The organism is Isoptericola variabilis, assembly GCF_050311655.1.
GTDB lineage: Bacteria > Actinomycetota > Actinomycetes > Actinomycetales > Cellulomonadaceae > Isoptericola > Isoptericola variabilis.
In genome coordinates, this window is sequence record NZ_JBNOZM010000004.1 from 23,681 (window position 1) to 40,322 (window position 16,642).

The window sequence follows — 16,642 nt, forward strand, 5'->3', positions numbered from 1 at the left end:
CGGGCTCAGCGCAGCCAGCTCGCGCTGCCGGGCACGGGCGACGCCGCCCAGGCGCGGCCGAGCCCCCAGGTGTCGCCGGCGCGGGTGAGTGCGAGGGCCGCCAGCAGCGCGGTGTAGACGAGGTGCTGGTCGACGAGGGGGTTCTGCGAGCCCGCGGCGAACGGCCAGGTCGACAGCCAGAGGGAGAGCATGAGCAGCCCGCCCGCCACGGCGGCGACGCGCAGCCCGATGCCGAGCAGGAGCGCGAGCCCCGTGCCGAGCATCCCGAGCATGAACAGCCAGTCGACGGCGGGGCCGCTCAGCGCGGCGAACCCGCCGGCCAGCGGGCTCTCGATCGAGCCCAGGTAGCCCGCGGTGGGCGAGTTCCCGGCGATCCAGGCGCGCTCGCCCGGGGTGGCGTACCCGAGGCCGAAGGTCTTGTCGGCCACCGGCCAGAGGAAGACCACGGCCAGGAGGATGCGACACAGCGCGAGGGCGCGCCGGGCGCCGGGCCGGGTGACGACGCGTGCGGCGTCCTCCTCGTGGCTGGCGTGGTCGGTGACGGTCGTGCTGCCTGCGGCGGTCGCGGTCATGAGTGAGCTCCCTGATCGTGGTGCGCTGCGTGGTGCCTGCGATGTGCGTGCATGGGCATGGGACGGTGCGTCCGATTTGGACGGATTGCTGATGAACGGGGACAACCTGCCAAGGTCTCCCGGCGCGTCGCAACCATTTCGTGACCTTCGGATCGTTTCAGCAGGCAAACCGACCACTGGGCGGACGGATGCCCGCGATGCGGGACGGCGGGCGTAGCGTGCTCGTGCGCGTCGTCCGCGACGGCGCGGCAGATCTCGTCGAAGGAGCTGACATGAGCCGTCCCCTGCGCTCTCGGACGTCCACCCACGGCCGCAACATGGCCGGTGCCCGCGCGCTGTGGCGCGCCACCGGCATGGGAGCGGGTGACTTCGGCAAGCCGATCATCGCGATCGCGAACTCGTACACGCAGTTCGTCCCCGGCCACGTGCACCTCAAGGACATGGGCGACCTCGTGGCGTCCGCGATCCAGGAGGCGGGCGGCGTCGCGAAGGAGTTCAACACGATCGCCGTGGACGACGGCATCGCGATGGGCCACGGCGGGATGCTCTACTCGCTGCCCAGCCGCGACCTCATCGCGGACTCGGTCGAGTACATGGTCAACGCGCACTGCGCCGACGCGCTCGTGTGCATCTCCAACTGCGACAAGATCACGCCCGGCATGCTCAACGCCGCGCTGCGCCTCAACATCCCGGTGATCTTCGTGTCGGGCGGCCCGATGGAGGCCGGCAAGGCGATCGTGGCCGACGGCGTGGCGAAGACCCCGCTCAACCTCATCAACGCGATCAACTACTCGGCCGACGACAACGTCTCCGACGGCGCGCTCGCCCAGGTCGAGGAGAACGCCTGCCCGACCTGCGGGTCGTGCTCCGGCATGTTCACCGCGAACTCGATGAACTGCCTCACCGAGGCGCTCGGGCTGTCGCTGCCGGGCAACGGCTCCACGCTGGCCACGCACGCCGCCCGCAAGGAGCTCTTCCTCGAGGCCGGCCGCACCATCGTCGACCTGGCGAAGCGTTACTACGACGACGAGGACGACAGCGTCGCCCCCCGGTCGATCGCGACGAAGGCCGCGTTCTCGAACGCGATGGCGCTCGACGTCGCGATGGGCGGCTCCACCAACACGGTGCTGCACATCCTCGCCGCGGCGCAGGAGGGCGAGGTCGACTTCGACCTGTCCGACATCGAGCAGATCAGCCGCCGCGTGCCCTGCCTGAGCAAGGTGGCGCCGAACCACCCGAGCTTCCACATGGAGGACGTGCACCGGGCCGGCGGCATCCCCGCCCTGCTCGGCGAGCTCGACCGCGCCGGCCTGCTGGACCACGACGTGACGTCGGTGCACTCCCCGACGCTGCGCGGGTGGCTGGACGACTGGGACGTGCGCGGCGGCAAGGCGACCGAGCGGGCCGTCGAGCTGTTCCACGCGGCGCCCGGCGGCGTCCGCACCACGCAGGCGTTCTCGACGTCGAACGTCTGGGAGAGCCTCGACACGGACGCCGCGAACGGCTGCATCCGCGACCTCGAGCACGCGTACACCGTGGAGGGCGGCCTGGCCGTGCTGCGCGGCAACCTGGCCGAGGACGGCGCCGTCTTCAAGACGGCGGGCGTCGACCCCGACGTCTTCCACTTCGTGGGCAAGGCCCTCGTGTGCGAGTCGCAGGAGGACGCCGTCGAGAAGATCCTCACCAAGCAGGTGCAGCCGGGCCACGTGGTCGTGGTGCGCTACGAGGGCCCGTCCGGCGGCCCGGGCATGCAGGAGATGCTCTACCCGACGTCGTTCATCAAGGGCCGGGGGCTGGGCAAGGTCTGCGCGCTCATCACCGACGGCCGGTTCTCCGGCGGGTCGAGCGGCATCTCGGTGGGCCACGTCTCGCCCGAGGCGGCCGCGGGCGGCACGATCGGCCTGATCGAGGACGGCGACGAGATCGAGATCGACGTCGACACCCGCCTCATCCGGGTCAACGTGCCGGACGAGGTGCTCGCCGAGCGCCGGGCCAAGATGGAGGCGCGGGAGAACCCGTGGCAGCCGCTGAACCGCGACCGCTACGTCTCCCCTGCACTGCAGGCGTACGCCGCGATGGCGACGTCGGCCGACCGGGGGGCCGTGCGCGACGTGTCGCTCATCGCGCGCCGCTGACGGGCGTCACGGCCGCTCCTGAGACGGCGCGGACGTAGGCTCCGGGCATGGTCGACCAGCCCGGGCCCGCCGTCGCGCGCGCCGAGACGAACGAGCGCGAGCTCGAGCCGGAGATCGTCACCGACCTGCGGGAGCGGATGACCTACGGCTCGTACCTGCACCTGGACACGCTGCTCGCGGCGCAGGAGCCGATCAGCACCCCGGCGCACCACGACGAGATGCTGTTCATCGTGCAGCACCAGACGACGGAGCTGTGGCTCAAGCTGGTGCTGCACGAGCTCGTCTCCGCGCGCGACCTGCTCGCGGCCGACGAGCTCGGCGCGGCGCTCAAGCGCATCGCCCGCGTCAAGCACGTGCAGCGCACGCTCACCGAGCAGTGGTCGGTGCTGGCCACGCTCACGCCCAGCGAGTACGCGCAGTTCCGCGGCTTCCTCGGCAACGCGTCGGGGTTCCAGTCCTGGCAGTACCGCGCCGTCGAGTTCCTGCTCGGCAACAAGAACGCGCGCATGCTCGCCGTGTTCGACGCCGAGCCCGAGGCGCGCGCGGAGCTCGCGCGGCTGCTCGCCGAGCCCAGCGTGTACGACGAGTTCCTGCGCTACCTCGCCCGGCACGGCCACGACGTGCCGCGGCGCGTGCTCGACCGCGACGTCACGACCGCCCACACGCTCGACGACGACCTGGTGGAGGTGTTCCGCCGCATCTACGCCGACCCGGAGTCGGACTGGCCGGCGTACGAGACGTGCGAGGAGCTCGTCGACCTCGAGGACAACTTCCAGCTCTGGCGCTTCCGGCACATGAAGACCGTGCTGCGCATCATCGGCACGAAGCGCGGCACCGGCGGCTCCAGCGGGGTCGGGTTCCTGCAGCGGGCGCTCGACCTCACGTTCTTCCCCGAGCTCTTCGCCGTGCGCACCGAGCTGGGCGCGACGGCCGGACCCGGCGCTACGACGGGCCGCGCGTGACCGGCCCGCTGCGCGTGCCCCCGGGCGTCGCTGCGGTCCGGCTGCCCGCCGACGTCCCGCCGGAGGTGCGCCGCCGCCTCCAGGAGTCGGGCACCGTGCTCCCGCCGTTCACGGACGCGCACGTGCACCTCGGCCTCGTGGACCCCGCGCCGCTGCGGGCCCGCGGCGTAGCGGCGGTGCATGACCTGGGCTGGACGCCGCACGAGGTCGCGGCCATGGCGAGGGGCACGGCCGCCGGCCCGGCCCTCCCACGTGTCTCGTACGCGGGCGCGTTCCTCACCGCGCCGGGCGGGTACCCCGGCGACCGCGCGTGGGCGCCCCCGGGCGCGGTCGTGGCGGTCGCGGACCCGGCGTCGGCCGTCGCCGCCGTGGACCGGCAGCTCGCGGCGGGGGCCTCCTTCGTCAAGGTCGCCCTGAACTCGGAGGCCGGACCGACGCCCGACGAGGTCACGCTCGGCGCCGTCGTGGGGCGCGCTCACGAGCGGGGCCGCGCCGTCGTCGCGCACGCGGAGGGGCCGGGCCAGGCGGCACGCGCGTTCGCGGCGGGCGTCGACCGCCTGGCGCACGCGCCGTTCAGCGAGCCGCTCGACGACGACCTGCTCGTGGCCATGGCCGCGGGCGGGATCACGTGGCTCAGCACGCTCGACATCCACGGCTGGGGGGACCCGACGCCCGCGCACGAGGTCGCGCTCGACAACGTGCGCCGCTTCGTCGCCGCGGGCGGGCGCGTCCGCTACGGCACCGACCTCGGCAACGGCCCGCTGCCGGTGGGCCTGAACGTCCGGGAGCTGGCGGCACTCGCGGCGGCCGGTCTGGGACGGCGATCGCTGCTGGTGGCGCTCGTCGGCGACGAACCGCCCGCCGGCCTCGTGTCGTTCGTGCCGGGCCCGGCGCCTGCCCCGACCGACCCCGGCCCCGTCCACGCCGCCTGGCTCGCCCGGGCGACCGTCCTCGACCTCGCCGAGCTCACGAACCCCGAAGGAGCCGCATGACCACCGACGCCACCCGCCGCGACCGCGCCGCCGCGCTGGACGCCGCCGACCCGCTGGCCCCGTTCCGGTCGGCGTTCGTCGACTCCGACGAGGTGACCGCCTACCTCGACGGCAACTCCCTGGGCCGGCCCACCCGCGCGGCGGCGGAGCGCCTCGGCCGCTTCGCGACCGACGCCTGGGGCGCCCGCCTCATCCGCGGCTGGGACGAGGAGTGGTACGACCTGCCGCTGCGCCTCGGCGACCGGATCGGCGACGTCGCGCTGGGGGCGGCTCCGGGGCAGACGTTCGTCGGCGACTCCACGACCGTCATCCTCTACAAGCTGGTCCGTGCCGCGCTGTCGTCGCCGCGGGTCGCCGGGCGCGACGAGATCGTCCTCGACTCCGGCAACTTCCCGACGGACCGCTTCGTGCTGGAGGGCGTGGCGCGTGAGCACGGTGCCACGCTGCGCTGGATCGCTCCGGACCACGACGGCGGCGTCGCGCCCGAGCAGGTGTCCGCCGTCCTGTCCGAGCGGACGGCGCTCGTGGTGCTGAGCCACGTGGCCTACCGCTCCGGGTACGTGAGCGACGCAGCCGAGATCACGCGGCGCGCGCACGACGCTGGGGCGCTGGTGCTGTGGGACCTGTGCCACTCCGCCGGGGCGGTGCCCGTCGAGCTCGACGCGTGGGGCGCGGACCTCGCCGCCGGCTGCACCTACAAGTACCTCAACGGGGGACCGGGGGCGCCCGCGTTCGGCTACGTGCGCGCCGACCTCCAGGCCGAGCTCGTCCAGCCGATCCAGGGGTGGATGGGCAGCGACCAGCCGTTCGAGATGGGGCCCGCCTACGCGCCGCACGCCGGCGTGCGGCGGTTCCTGTCGGGCACCCCGGCGATCGTCGGGATGCTCGCGATGCAGGACATGCTCGACCTGATCGCCGACGCCGGGCTCGACGCCGTGCGCGCGAAGTCGGTGACGCTCACGAGGTTCGCCCTCGAGCTGGTGGACGACCTGCTGGTGCCGCTCGGCGTGCGCGTCGCGTCGCCGCGGGACGACGACCGGCTGGGGAGCCACGTCACCGTCGACCACGACGCGTTCGCCGACACCCTGCCGCTGCTGTGGGAGCGCGGCGTGATCCCCGACTTCCGCCGCCCGAACGGCCTGCGCCTCGGCCTCTCGCCGCTGTCGACGTCGTTCGACGAGGTGCGCGTGGGCGTCGAGGCGGTGCGGGACGCGCTGGTCGAGGTCACGGCGTGATCCTCGACGACCAGGACGCCCGGCCCGGCAGCGCGACGTCGGTGCTGCGCACGGTCGTGGGCCTGTACGCCCGCGACCTGGGCGGACGGCTGGCGGCCGCGGACCTCGTCGCGCTGCTCGGCGCGGCCGCCGCGCACGTGCGCGCCGTCGTCCCTACGCTCGGGGCATGAGCGCCGACGCCCCAGCCACCCCGGACCTCACCCCTGATCTGAAGCCCCGCTCCCGCCAGGTCACCGACGGCCTGGAGGCCACCGCCGCGCGCGGCATGCTGCGCGCCGTCGGCCTGGGCGACGACGACTTCGCGAAGCCGCAGATCGGCGTCGCGAGCTCGTGGAACGAGATCACGCCCTGCAACCTGTCGCTGGACCGGCTGTCCCAGGCGGTGAAGCACGGCGTGCACGCGGGCGGCGGCTACCCGCTGGAGTTCGGCACGATCTCCGTCTCCGACGGCATCTCCATGGGGCACGAGGGCATGCACTTCTCGCTCGTCTCCCGCGACGTCATCGCCGACTCCGTGGAGACGGTCATGCAGGCGGAGCGGCTCGACGGCTCGGTGCTCCTCGCCGGCTGCGACAAGTCGCTGCCGGGCATGCTCATGGCGGCCGCGCGGCTCGACCTCGCGAGCGTGTTCCTCTACGCCGGGTCGATCATGCCCGGCTGGGTGAAGCTGTCGGACGGCACGGAGAAGGACGTCACGATCATCGACGCGTTCGAGGCCGTGGGGGCCTGTGCCCGCGGGCTGATGAGCGAGGAGGACGTCGGCCGGATCGAGCGCGCGATCTGCCCCGGCGAGGGCGCGTGCGGCGGCATGTACACGGCGAACACGATGGCGTCGGCGGCCGAGGCGCTGGGCATGTCGCTGCCCGGCTCGGCCGCGCCGCCGTCCGCCGACCGGCGCCGCGACGCGTTCGCGCAGGCGTCCGGCGAGGCGGTCGTCGAGCTGCTGCGGCGCGGCATCACCGCGCGCCAGATCCTCACCAAGGAGGCCTTCGAGAACGCGATCGCCGTGGTGATGGCGTTCGGCGGGTCCACCAACGCCGTGCTGCACCTGCTCGCCATCGCGCACGAGGCCGAGGTGGAGCTCACCCTCGACGACTTCTCCCGCGTGGCCGACCGCGTGCCGCACCTGGGCGACCTCAAGCCGTTCGGCCGATACGTGATGAACGACGTCGACCGCATCGGTGGCGTGCCCGTGGTGATGAAGGCGCTGCTCGACGCCGGCCTCCTCCACGGCGACTGCCTCACGGTCACCGGGCGCACCGTCGCCGAGAACCTCGCAGACATCGCCCCGCCCGACCCGGACGGCAAGATCCTGCGCGCCCTCGACCGGCCCATCCACCCCACGGGCGGGATCACGATCCTGCACGGGTCCCTGGCCCCCGAGGGCGCGGTGGTCAAGTCGGCGGGCTTCGACTCCGACGTCTTCGAGGGCACCGCCCGCGTCTTCGAGCGGGAGCGGGCAGCGCTCGACGCGCTCGAGGACGGCACGATCGCCGCCGGCGACGTCGTCGTCATCCGCTACGAGGGCCCGAAGGGCGGCCCGGGGATGCGCGAGATGCTCGCCATCACCGGCGCGATCAAGGGCGCCGGCCTGGGCAAGGACGTGCTGCTCATCACCGACGGGCGGTTCTCCGGTGGCACCACCGGGCTGTGCGTCGGACACATCGCGCCCGAGGCCGTCGACGCCGGGCCCATCGCGTTCGTGCGCGACGGCGACCGCATCCGCCTCGACGTCGCGCACAAGACGCTCGAGCTGCTGGTCGACGACGCCGAGCTCGCCGCGCGCCGGGACGGCTGGGCGCCGCTCTCGCACGGCTACACCCGCGGCGTCCTGGCGAAGTACACGAAGCTGGTGCAGTCCGCGTCCACGGGAGCCGTGCTGGGCTGATCTGCTGGGCCGATCGCCCACCCCGTGATCGTCCCTCGCCACGCGGCGGGCGGACCAGGCAGGATCGACCCATGGGAAAGGTGCACGAGAACATCGACGGCCGGCTGCGGAGCTTCGTCGAGGCCCAGCACGTCTTCTTCGTCGCCACCGCACCGCTCGCCGGGGACGGGCACGTGAACGTCTCGCCCAAGGGCGTCGACGGGTCGTTCGTCGTGGTCGACGAGCGCACGGTGGCCTACCTCGACCTCACGGCGTCCGGGGCGGAGACGATCGCGCACCTGCGGGAGAACGGCCGGATCACGCTGATGTTCTGCGCCTTCGACGGCCCGCCGAACATCGTCCGGCTGCACGGTCGTGGCCGCGTCGTGACGATCTACGACGACGAGTACGCGGCGTGGGCGCCCCGGTTCCCCGAGCGGCGCGGCGCCCGCGCCGTGATCGTCGTCGACGTCGATCGCGTGTCGGACTCCTGCGGGTACGGCGTGCCCCTGCTGGACTACGTCGGCGAACGTGACCTGCTGCCGCAGTTCATGGACCGCAAGGGCGCCGAGGGTCAGGCCGACTACCGTCGGCAGAAGAACCGCACCAGCATCGACGGCCTCCCGGCGTTCGACGACGACCCCGTGCCCGCCGGGCGCGCCGGAGGCTAGCGACGCGCCGGCGACGGGCTCGCGAGCGCCGCGGCGGCGGGCGATGCTGGGGGCATGGACGACTCGATCACGCCGCGGGAGTTCGCTCACGCCGACGGTGTCGCCGACTGGAGCGCGGACGACGGTTCGGCCTGGGCGGTCTTCCGGTCGGGGTCGTTCGCGGCGGGTGCGCGCTTCGTGGACGCGATCGCGGAGATCGCCGACGCGGTGAACCACCACCCCGACGTGGACCTGCGCTACTCGACGGTCACCGTGCGGACCTCGTCCCACGACGCCGGCGGTCTGACGCGGCGCGACGTCGACCTGGCCCGGAGGATCAGCGACGCGGCCCGCGAGCTGGAGCTCCCGGTGGAGCCGCACCACCACCTGCGCCGCTGACGGCGTCGGAGACGGCGCCCACGAGCGCGGCCAGGGCGGCCTCGTAGCGGTGCCCGGCCGGGGCGCCGAACCCCACGACGACGTGCTGCGGCCCGGCCTCGGGTGCCGGGTCCGCGACCTGCGTCGCGTCGAGCTCCCCGAGCCCCGCCAGGCGCAGGCCGCGCGCCGCGGCGGCCCGGACGACCGCCCGCTCCTGGACGCCGTCGGGCAGCGCCAGCAGGCCGTGCAGGCCCGCGTCCATCCCCACGAGCCGGCAGCCCGGCAGCCGGGTGTCGACCACCTCCTGCAGGCGACGGCGCCGCGCGCGGTACACGCCGCGGCGGCTGCGCACCGTCCGGTCGTAGCCGTGGTCGTCGAGGAAGCGCGCGAGCGTGAGCTGACCGAGGCGGTCGGGCCGGACGCCGGACAGCCGGCGCTGGTGGGCGAGGTCCGGCACGAGCGCCGGGGGCACCGCGCCCCAGGCCAGCCCGACCCCGGGGGCGAGCGCCTTGCTCGCGGTGCCCGCGTAGACGACGCGGTCCGGGGCCAGGGCCTGGAGCGCCCCGACGGCGCGCCGGTCGTAGCGGAACTCGCCGTCGTAGTCGTCCTCGAGGACCAGCGCGCCGGTGGCGGCCGCCCACGCCACCAGGTCGCGCCGGCGCGGCGGGGCGAGGGCCACGCCCGTGGGGAACTGGTGCGCAGCGGTCACCAGGACGGCGTCGATCCCGGGGAGGGCGGCGAGGGCGACGACGTCCAGGCCGTCACCGTCCACCGGGACGGGGACGACGTCGAGGCCGGCGGCCGCGACGACCTCGCGGTGCGCGGCGTGCCCGTAGCGCTCGACGGCGACCCGCCGCGCCCCGCGGGCGGCGAGCGCCCGGCACACCAGCGCGAGGAGCTCGCCGAACCCGTGCGTCACGACCACGGCGCCCGCGTCGGTCCGCACGCCGCGCACCCGGGCCAGGTACGCGGCGAGAGCGCGCCGCAGCTCCGCGTCGCCGAGCGGGTCGCCGTATCCGAGGTGCACCGTCGCGGCGTCGGCCACCGCGCGGCGGGCGCTCGCGGCCCAGGCGGCGCGGGGGAAGGCCGACGCGTCCGGGATGCCGGGGCGGAGGTCGAGGAGGTCGGGCTCCGCGGGGGCGGGCGCCGCGACCGCGGGCGCCGCCGTCGTGCGGGACGCGACCCACGTGCCGGCCCCGACCCGCGAGTCGAGCCACCCCTCCGCGGCGAGCTGGGCGTACACCGCGGCGACGGTGCCGCGTGCGACGCCGAGGTCGGCCGCGAGCGCGCGGGTCGAGGGCAGGCGCGTGCCCGGCGCGAGCCGGCCGCCCGTCACGGCGTCCCGCAGCGCGTCCTCGAGGCCGCGGCCCGGCCGCGGCACCCCGAGCGCGAGGTGGAGGTCGAGGCCGGAGCTCCCGGCGGGAGGATTGGACCAGAAATCTGCCATCGGATTGCACTGTAACGCTGGGCCATCCGACCCTAGCGTCGAGACATGACCACCGACACGACGACTACCCCGACGACCACCTCGACGACGACCACCGCCAAGTACCCGTCCTTCGTCCGCATCCCGCGCCGCCTCGACGTGGACCGCCTCGCCCCCTCGTTCTCGGAGGCGATGGGACGCCTCGACGAGGCGGCCGCCGCGGACGCCGAGCGGGCCGGCGTGGACCCCGCGCTGCGCGAGCTCGTCCGCCTGCGCGCGTCCCAGCTCAACGGCTGCGCCTACTGCGTCGACATGCACTCCCGGGCCGCCGCCGACGTCGGCGTCGACGCGCAGCGGCTGCTGGCCCTGCCGGTGTGGCGCGAGTCGAGCTTCTTCACGGCCGCGGAGCGCGCCGCGCTCGAGCTGGCCGAGGCCGTCGTCCGCGTCTCGGCCGCCGAGGTCCCGGCCGCCGTGGTCGAGGGCCTCGTGGCCGAGGTCGGCCAGGAGGCCGCCGCGGCCGTGCTCGTCCTCGTCGTCACGGTGGTCGCGTGGAACGGCGTCGGGGCGACCGCCCGCTGCTGGTCGCCGGCGCGCCGGGCCTGACCGCGGCGTCCCCCCGGCACGACCGTCGGACACGGCCCGCCGCCGCGCGAGACGCGCGGCGGCGGGGCAGGGTGGAGCGAGGCGAGAGCCGGGACACCGACGGACGGGGAGGCCATGCCCGACGAGATCACCGCGGCCGGGTTCGAGGCCGCCGACAGGACCGGCGACTGGCGCGCGCTCGGCACCGGCGCGAGCGCGCTCTTCCGCACGCCCGCACCCGGCCAGGGCTCCGTCCTCCTCGAGCGGGTGGGCGTGCTCGCGGGCGCCGCGGACCACCACCCGGACGTCGACCTGCGGCCCGGCGGCGTCGTCGTCCGCGTGCAGTCGCACGACGTCGGCGGCCTGAGCGAGCGCGACGTCGCCCTGGCCGCTGAGGTGTCCGCCGCGGCGGCGGACCTCGGGCTGGCCGCCGACCCGGCCGCCTTGCAGGAGGTGGAGCTCACGATCGACGCCATGGACCGCGAGCGGGTGATGCCGTTCTGGGGCACGGTCCTCGGACACTCGCGCACCGACGAGGACCTCCGCGACCCGCACGGCCGGTGGCCGGGCATCTGGTTCCAGGCGATGGACGAGCCTCGCCCGCTGCGCAACCGGCTGCACCTCGACGTGTTCGTGCCCCACGACGTGCGGCAGTCGCGCGTCGACGCCGCGCTCGCGGCCGGCGGCCGCGTCACGACGGAGGAGTTCGTGCCGCAGTGGTGGACGCTCGCGGACGCGGAGGGGAACGAGGCGGACGTCATCGCCTGGGAGGGGTTCGAGGACGACCTGCCCGACGGCCTGCTGACGCCCGAGGAGTTCCGGGCGGCGGGCGGCGTGGAGGACTGGCGGGTGCTCCAGGGCGCCAGCGCGTACTACGTGACGGGCGGCTTCGACGCCGGGGTCGAGCTGGTCGCCCGGGCGTCGCGCGCGGCCGAGGAGGCGGGCGTGCCGCTGTTCGCCGACCTGCGCTACTCGGGCGTCACCCTGCGCGTCGGCCCGCCGGAGGACGGCTGGATCGACGCGGACCGGCTGGCGCTGGCGCAGCGGGCGCAGGCCGCGGCGCGCGACCTCGGCCTGCGGGCCGAGCCGGCCGTCCTGCGGGACCTGCAGCTCACGTTCGACGCGCTCGACGTCGATGCGGTGCGCCGGTTCTGGGCGGCGGCGCTCGGATATGCCGAGCGTGGGACCACGGACCTGTACGACCCCCTGCTGCGCGGGCCGTCGGTGTTCCTGCAGCAGATGAGCGAGCCGCGCGAGCAGCGCAACCGGGTCCACGTGGACGTGCTGGTCCCCGCCGACGTCGCGGACGCGCGCGTGGCCGCCGCGGTCGCGGCCGGCGGCACGGTGGTGCGGGAGGCGGAGGCGCCGTTCTGGCGCACGGTCGCGGACCCGGAGGGCAACGAGGTGGACATCGCGGTGATCCCGGGCCGCGCCGAGCATCGGTCGGGCCGGGTGGACGGCTCGGGCGGGTGAACTGCCCGGAGGAGGTCAATCCCGGGTAGCGGGGACCTTTCGCCCACGTCAAGGCTGCTCTATCCTCCCTGGCAGCGCCGTCGTCCGACGGGCGCGACCGACGGGCCGCGCCGCGGCCACGAGGAGGTGGCGGTGGCCGTGCTGGACGGTGCCCGGGGTGGGGGAGAGCTCGCGATCGAGACGCGCGGGCTCCGCAAGACGTACCGGAGCGTGCGGGGAAGGTCGGTCGGGGTGGAAGGCCTCGACCTGCGGGTGCCCGTGGGCGGCGTGCACGGCTTCCTCGGCCCCAACGGGTCGGGGAAGACGACGACGATCCGGATGCTCCTGGGCCTGGTCCGGCCCGACCGCGGCACGGCGACGATCTTCGGGCACGAGGTGCCGAAGCGCCTGCCCGAGGTGGTGGGCCGCGTGGGCGCCATCGTCGAGAGCCCCAAGTTCTTCCCCGGATTCAGCGCCCGCCGCAACCTGCGGCTGCTCGCCGACGCCATCGGCGCGCCCGCGGGCCGCGTGGACGCCGTCATCGACGAGGTCGGCCTCACCGGGCGGGCCAAGGACAAGTACAAGGGGTACTCGCTGGGCATGAAGCAGCGGCTCGCCATCGCCGCGACGCTGCTCAAGGACCCCGACCTGCTCATCTTCGACGAGCCCACCAACGGCCTCGACCCCGCGGGCATCCGCGAGATCCGGCAGACGATGCGGGGCCTCGCCGACCAGGGCAAGACGGTGCTGGTGTCCAGCCACATCCTCGCCGAGGTCGAGCAGATCGCCGACACGGTGTCGATCGTGGCCCGCGGGCGCCTCGTCGCCGCCGGCCGCGTGGCCGACCTCATCGGCGCCGGCTCGGCGACCGGCTCGGTGCGGCTGCGGGTCGCGCCGGCGGACCTCACCATCGCGACCAGCGTGCTGGAGACGAGCGGCCTGCTCGTGCGGCGCGAGCACGACGCGCTCGTCGTCGACGGCGCCGCCGACCCCGGCGCCGTGAACCGTGCCCTCGGCGAGCGCGGCGTGTGGGCGCGCGAGCTCACCCCGCTCCAGGCCGACCTCGAGTCGGTGTTCCTCGGCCTCACGGCCGGGGAGGTCCCGGGCGGCGGCGAACGCGGTCCGGCGACGCACGGGACGACGACGGGAACGACGACGGGGGTGGGCGCATGAGCCGGCTGCTGCGGGTCGAGCTGCGCCGGCTGTGGGCGCGCCAGGTCACGCGCTGGGCGTGCGTCGGGGCGCTGGCGCTGGTCGCGTTGTCCGGGGCGGCGACGTTCCTGTCGGCGCCCCCGCCCAGCGACCAGCAGGTGGCGGCCGCCGAGGAGATGTTCGCGGCCGACCAGGAGCAGTGGGAGAAGGACGGGGAGCAGCAGGTCGCCGACTGCGAGGCCGGGGCGGAGGCCGAGGGTCTCACCCCCGAGGAGTGGGGCTGCGACCAGATGGCCCCCCGCCTGGACTGGTACCTGCCGCCGACGCAGACGTTCGTCCCTGACGCGGCCCAGGACGAGATGTTCTTCGGAGAGTCCGAGGTCGACGCGCAGGACGACGCGACCCGGGCCGCCGTGCAGGAGATCCAGGGCTCGGTGTGGAACGGGTGGTCGGGCCTGGCGTCCCTCGACGACCTGGCGGTCCTGCTGCTCCTCCTCGTGCTGGTGGTCGGAGTGAGCTTCGTGACCGCCGAGATCAACAGCGGGTCGCTGGGGATGTGGCTCACGTTCGAGCCGCGCCGGCAGCGCGTGTACTGGTCGAAGGCGGTGGCCGCCGCGGTCGGCACGGTCCCGATCGTCCTGGTCGGGTTCGCGCTCCTGGTCGGCGCGTCGTACACGGTGTACGCCTCGTTCGGCACGCTCGGCGACCTCACCGGCGCGGTCTGGCTGGAGGTCGCCGCGTTCACCGGCCGCCTCCTTGCGGCCGGGGCCGTGCTGGCCGCGCTGGGCGTGGCCCTCGGCACGCTGCTCAAGCACGCCGCGGCCGCCGTCGGCCTGGTCGGCGTGGTCGCCTGGGCCTGCCTGGCCTTCGCCTACTCGTTCGGCGAGCTGCAGCGGTGGCTCCCGACGACGGCGCTCTCGGCCTGGCTGCAGGGCGGGCTCGTGTTCCAGACGGAGCGGTGCACGCCGAGCGCCGACGGCGTGTTCGAGTGCGTCCCGGTGGACCACGTCGTGACGACCGTGCAGGGCGGATCGACCGTGGCGGGGATCGCGGCCGTCGTCACGCTGCTCGCGGTGCTCGTGTTCCGGCGTCGCGACGCGAGCTGACCGCAGCCGTCGCGGTGCAGGTCGTGAGCCCGGTGCCCTCATGCTGTCCGCATGATGGGACACCGGGCTCACGACGTGACATCGGGGGACGGCGGGCGTAACGTTCGATCCGTGCAGACGATCCTCGTAGTACTTCTTCCCGGGCGCGCCGACTAGGCCCACGCACCAGGCTTCGTCAGCGCGCTCACCCCTCGTCAGTCCCGTCATCCCGGGACCGGGGGGTTTTTCATTGCAGCGACACCCCTCGCCAGACCCTTCGCCCGCAAGACCGACCGGCAGGAGAGACCGATGGTCCAGCCGAACCCGACCCCCGCCCAGGTGGCCGCCCGCACCGCGTCGCGCAGTGCTGACGGTGCCGCCGGCCGAACCGTGTCCGGTGAGGAGGTCACCGGCGCCGAGTCGATCGTCCGCTCGCTCGAGTCGGTCGGCGTCGAGAACGTCTTCGGCATCCCGGGCGGCGCGATCCTTCCGCTCTACGACCCGCTCATGGACTCGAAGCAGATCCGCCACGTGCTGGTGCGCCACGAGCAGGGCGGCGGGCACGCGGCCCAGGGCTACGCCCACGCGACCGGCAAGGTCGGCGTGACGATGGCGACCTCGGGCCCTGGCGCGACCAACCTCGTGACCCCGCTCGCCGACGCGCACATGGACTCCGTCCCGCTGGTCGCGATCACCGGTCAGGTGGCCGAGAACCTCATCGGCACCGACGGCTTCCAGGAGGCCGACATCGTCGGCATCACGATGCCGATCACCAAGCACTCCTACCTGGTGACGGACCCGGCCGACATCCCGCGGACCATCGCCGAGGCGTTCCACATCGCGTCGACCGGTCGTCCGGGCCCGGTGCTGGTGGACATCGCCAAGTCCGCGATGGCGGCCAGCACCACGTTCTCCTGGCCGCAGGAGCTGTCGCTGCCCGGCTACCACCCCGTGACGAAGCCGCACGCCAAGCAGATCCGCGAGGCCGCGAAGCTGCTGGCCACCGCGCGTCGTCCCGTGCTGTACGTGGGCGGCGGCGTCATCCGGTCCGGCGCGTCGGAGGCGCTGCGCCGGCTGGTCGACACGTCGGGCGCGGCCGTCGTCACCACGCTGACCGCCCGCGGCGCCGTGCCGGACAGCCACCCCCAGCACCTGGGCATGCCCGGGATGCACGGCACGGTCCCCGCCGTCGCGGCGCTGCAGAAGGCCGACCTCGTGGTGGCCCTCGGCGCCCGCTTCGACGACCGCGTGACCGGCCGGCTGTCGAGCTTCGCGCCGCACGCCGCCGTCGTGCACGCCGACATCGACCCCGCGGAGATCGGCAAGAACCGCCCGGTGGACGTGCCGATCGTCGGCGACCTGCGCGAGGTCATTGCCGACCTGGTGCCGGCCCTCGAGGCCGAGCACGCCAAGGTGGGCAAGCCCGACCTGGCGGCCTGGTGGCACCAGCTCGACACGTGGCGCGAGACCTACCCGCTGGGCTACTCGCCCACGGACGACGGCCACCTGTCGCCGCAGCACGTGATCTCCCGCCTGGGCGAGCTGGCCGGCCCGGACGCCATCTACGCCGCGGGCGTGGGGCAGCACCAGATGTGGGCGGCGCAGTTCATCCGCTACGAGCACCCGCGCACCTGGCTGAACTCCGCGGGCCTCGGCACGATGGGCTTCGCCGTCCCGGCCGCGATGGGCGCCAAAGTGGGCGAGCCCGACCGCGAGGTGTGGGCCATCGACGGCGACGGCTGCTTCCAGATGACCAACCAGGAGCTCGCGACCTGCGCGATCAACGACATCCCCATCAAGGTGGCGCTGATCAACAACAGCTCGCTCGGCATGGTGCGGCAGTGGCAGACGCTCTTCTACGACGAGCGCTACTCCAACACCGACCTGCACACCGGCCACGGCACCCGCCGCATTCCCGACTTCGTGAAGCTCGCGGACGCGTACGGCTGCGAGGGCATCCGCGTGGAGCGCGAGGACGAGGTCGACGCCGCGATCAAGCGGGCGCAGGAGATCGACGACCGGCCCGTGGTCATCGACTTCCAGGTCTCGCGCGACGCCATGGTGTGGCCGATGGTGGCCGCCGGCGTGCCGAACGACGACATCCAGTACGCGCGCGGCATCTCGCCGGCGTGGGACCGAGAGGACTGAGACCCC

General features: G+C 74.3%; 15 protein-coding genes. 13 read left to right on the plus strand and 2 right to left on the minus strand.

Features of this window, described 5'->3' with window-relative positions:
* Positions 1-5: 5 nt before the first annotated feature.
* Positions 6-572, minus strand: coding sequence for a DoxX family protein (locus ACQP60_RS09870; protein ID WP_429731478.1), 567 nt, complete (start codon positions 570-572; stop codon positions 6-8).
* Positions 573-844: 272 nt separating this feature from the next.
* On the opposite strand from ACQP60_RS09870, the gene ilvD (ACQP60_RS09875) reads away from it, so the two are divergent.
* The 8 genes from ilvD (ACQP60_RS09875) (at position 845) to ACQP60_RS09910 (ending at position 8,812) form a co-directional block, all read left to right on the plus strand.
* Complete coding sequence (ilvD, locus tag ACQP60_RS09875; protein ID WP_429731481.1) at positions 845-2,707, plus strand: dihydroxy-acid dehydratase; 1,863 nt, start codon at positions 845-847, stop codon at positions 2,705-2,707.
* Between the two features lie 47 nt (positions 2,708-2,754).
* The gene (locus tag ACQP60_RS09880) at positions 2,755-3,669 is read left to right on the plus strand and encodes a tryptophan 2,3-dioxygenase (RefSeq protein ID WP_429731484.1); all 915 of its coding nucleotides are present in this window, start codon (positions 2,755-2,757) and stop codon (positions 3,667-3,669) included.
* Positions 3,666-4,661: an amidohydrolase family protein gene (locus tag ACQP60_RS09885; RefSeq protein ID WP_429731487.1), complete on the plus strand. Its 996-nt coding sequence runs from the start codon at positions 3,666-3,668 to the stop codon at positions 4,659-4,661. The genes ACQP60_RS09880 and ACQP60_RS09885 overlap by 4 nt, the downstream gene beginning before the upstream one ends.
* Positions 4,658-5,896, plus strand: a complete 1,239-nt coding sequence (locus ACQP60_RS09890; RefSeq protein ID WP_429731489.1) for a kynureninase — start codon at positions 4,658-4,660, stop codon at positions 5,894-5,896. Before ACQP60_RS09885 ends, ACQP60_RS09890 begins: the two co-directional genes overlap by 4 nt.
* Complete coding sequence (locus ACQP60_RS09895; RefSeq protein ID WP_429731491.1) at positions 5,893-6,066, plus strand: hypothetical protein; 174 nt, start codon at positions 5,893-5,895, stop codon at positions 6,064-6,066. Before ACQP60_RS09890 ends, ACQP60_RS09895 begins: the two co-directional genes overlap by 4 nt.
* Positions 6,063-7,784, plus strand: a complete 1,722-nt coding sequence (gene ilvD / locus ACQP60_RS09900) for a dihydroxy-acid dehydratase (RefSeq protein ID WP_429731494.1) — start codon at positions 6,063-6,065, stop codon at positions 7,782-7,784. The genes ACQP60_RS09895 and ilvD (ACQP60_RS09900) overlap by 4 nt, the downstream gene beginning before the upstream one ends.
* A gap of 71 nt (positions 7,785-7,855) precedes the next feature.
* Complete coding sequence (locus tag ACQP60_RS09905; protein WP_429731497.1) at positions 7,856-8,434, plus strand: pyridoxamine 5'-phosphate oxidase family protein; 579 nt, start codon at positions 7,856-7,858, stop codon at positions 8,432-8,434.
* A gap of 54 nt (positions 8,435-8,488) precedes the next feature.
* Positions 8,489-8,812 (plus strand): 4a-hydroxytetrahydrobiopterin dehydratase, encoded by a 324-nt coding sequence (locus ACQP60_RS09910; RefSeq protein WP_429731500.1) that lies wholly within the window; start codon positions 8,489-8,491, stop codon positions 8,810-8,812.
* Here the strand turns inward: ACQP60_RS09910 and pdxR are convergent.
* A complete protein-coding gene (gene pdxR / locus ACQP60_RS09915; protein ID WP_429731503.1) occupies positions 8,751-10,238 on the minus strand; it encodes a MocR-like pyridoxine biosynthesis transcription factor PdxR in 1,488 nt (495 codons plus the stop codon). The two genes, ACQP60_RS09910 and pdxR, sit on opposite strands and share 62 nt — an antisense overlap.
* A gap of 45 nt (positions 10,239-10,283) precedes the next feature.
* On the opposite strand from pdxR, the gene ACQP60_RS09920 reads away from it, so the two are divergent.
* The 5 genes from ACQP60_RS09920 to ACQP60_RS09940 all read left to right on the plus strand — a co-directional run bounded on the left by ACQP60_RS09920 (position 10,284) and on the right by ACQP60_RS09940 (position 16,636).
* Positions 10,284-10,820: a carboxymuconolactone decarboxylase family protein gene (locus ACQP60_RS09920; RefSeq protein ID WP_429731506.1), complete on the plus strand. Its 537-nt coding sequence runs from the start codon at positions 10,284-10,286 to the stop codon at positions 10,818-10,820.
* A 114-nt stretch (positions 10,821-10,934) separates the two neighbouring features.
* Entirely contained in the window at positions 10,935-12,272 is a 1,338-nt protein-coding gene (locus ACQP60_RS09925; RefSeq protein ID WP_429731509.1) for a VOC family protein, read from the plus strand.
* Positions 12,273-12,404: 132 nt separating this feature from the next.
* Positions 12,405-13,424 carry an ABC transporter ATP-binding protein gene (locus ACQP60_RS09930; protein WP_429731513.1) on the plus strand — a complete coding sequence of 340 codons (1,020 nt, stop codon included), beginning with the start codon at positions 12,405-12,407 and terminating at the stop codon, positions 13,422-13,424.
* Positions 13,421-14,509 (plus strand): ABC transporter permease subunit, encoded by a 1,089-nt coding sequence (locus tag ACQP60_RS09935; protein ID WP_429731516.1) that lies wholly within the window; start codon positions 13,421-13,423, stop codon positions 14,507-14,509. Before ACQP60_RS09930 ends, ACQP60_RS09935 begins: the two co-directional genes overlap by 4 nt.
* Positions 14,510-14,797: 288 nt before the next feature.
* Positions 14,798-16,636, plus strand: a complete 1,839-nt coding sequence (locus ACQP60_RS09940; protein ID WP_429731519.1) for an acetolactate synthase large subunit — start codon at positions 14,798-14,800, stop codon at positions 16,634-16,636.
* Positions 16,637-16,642 lie beyond the last annotated feature (6 nt).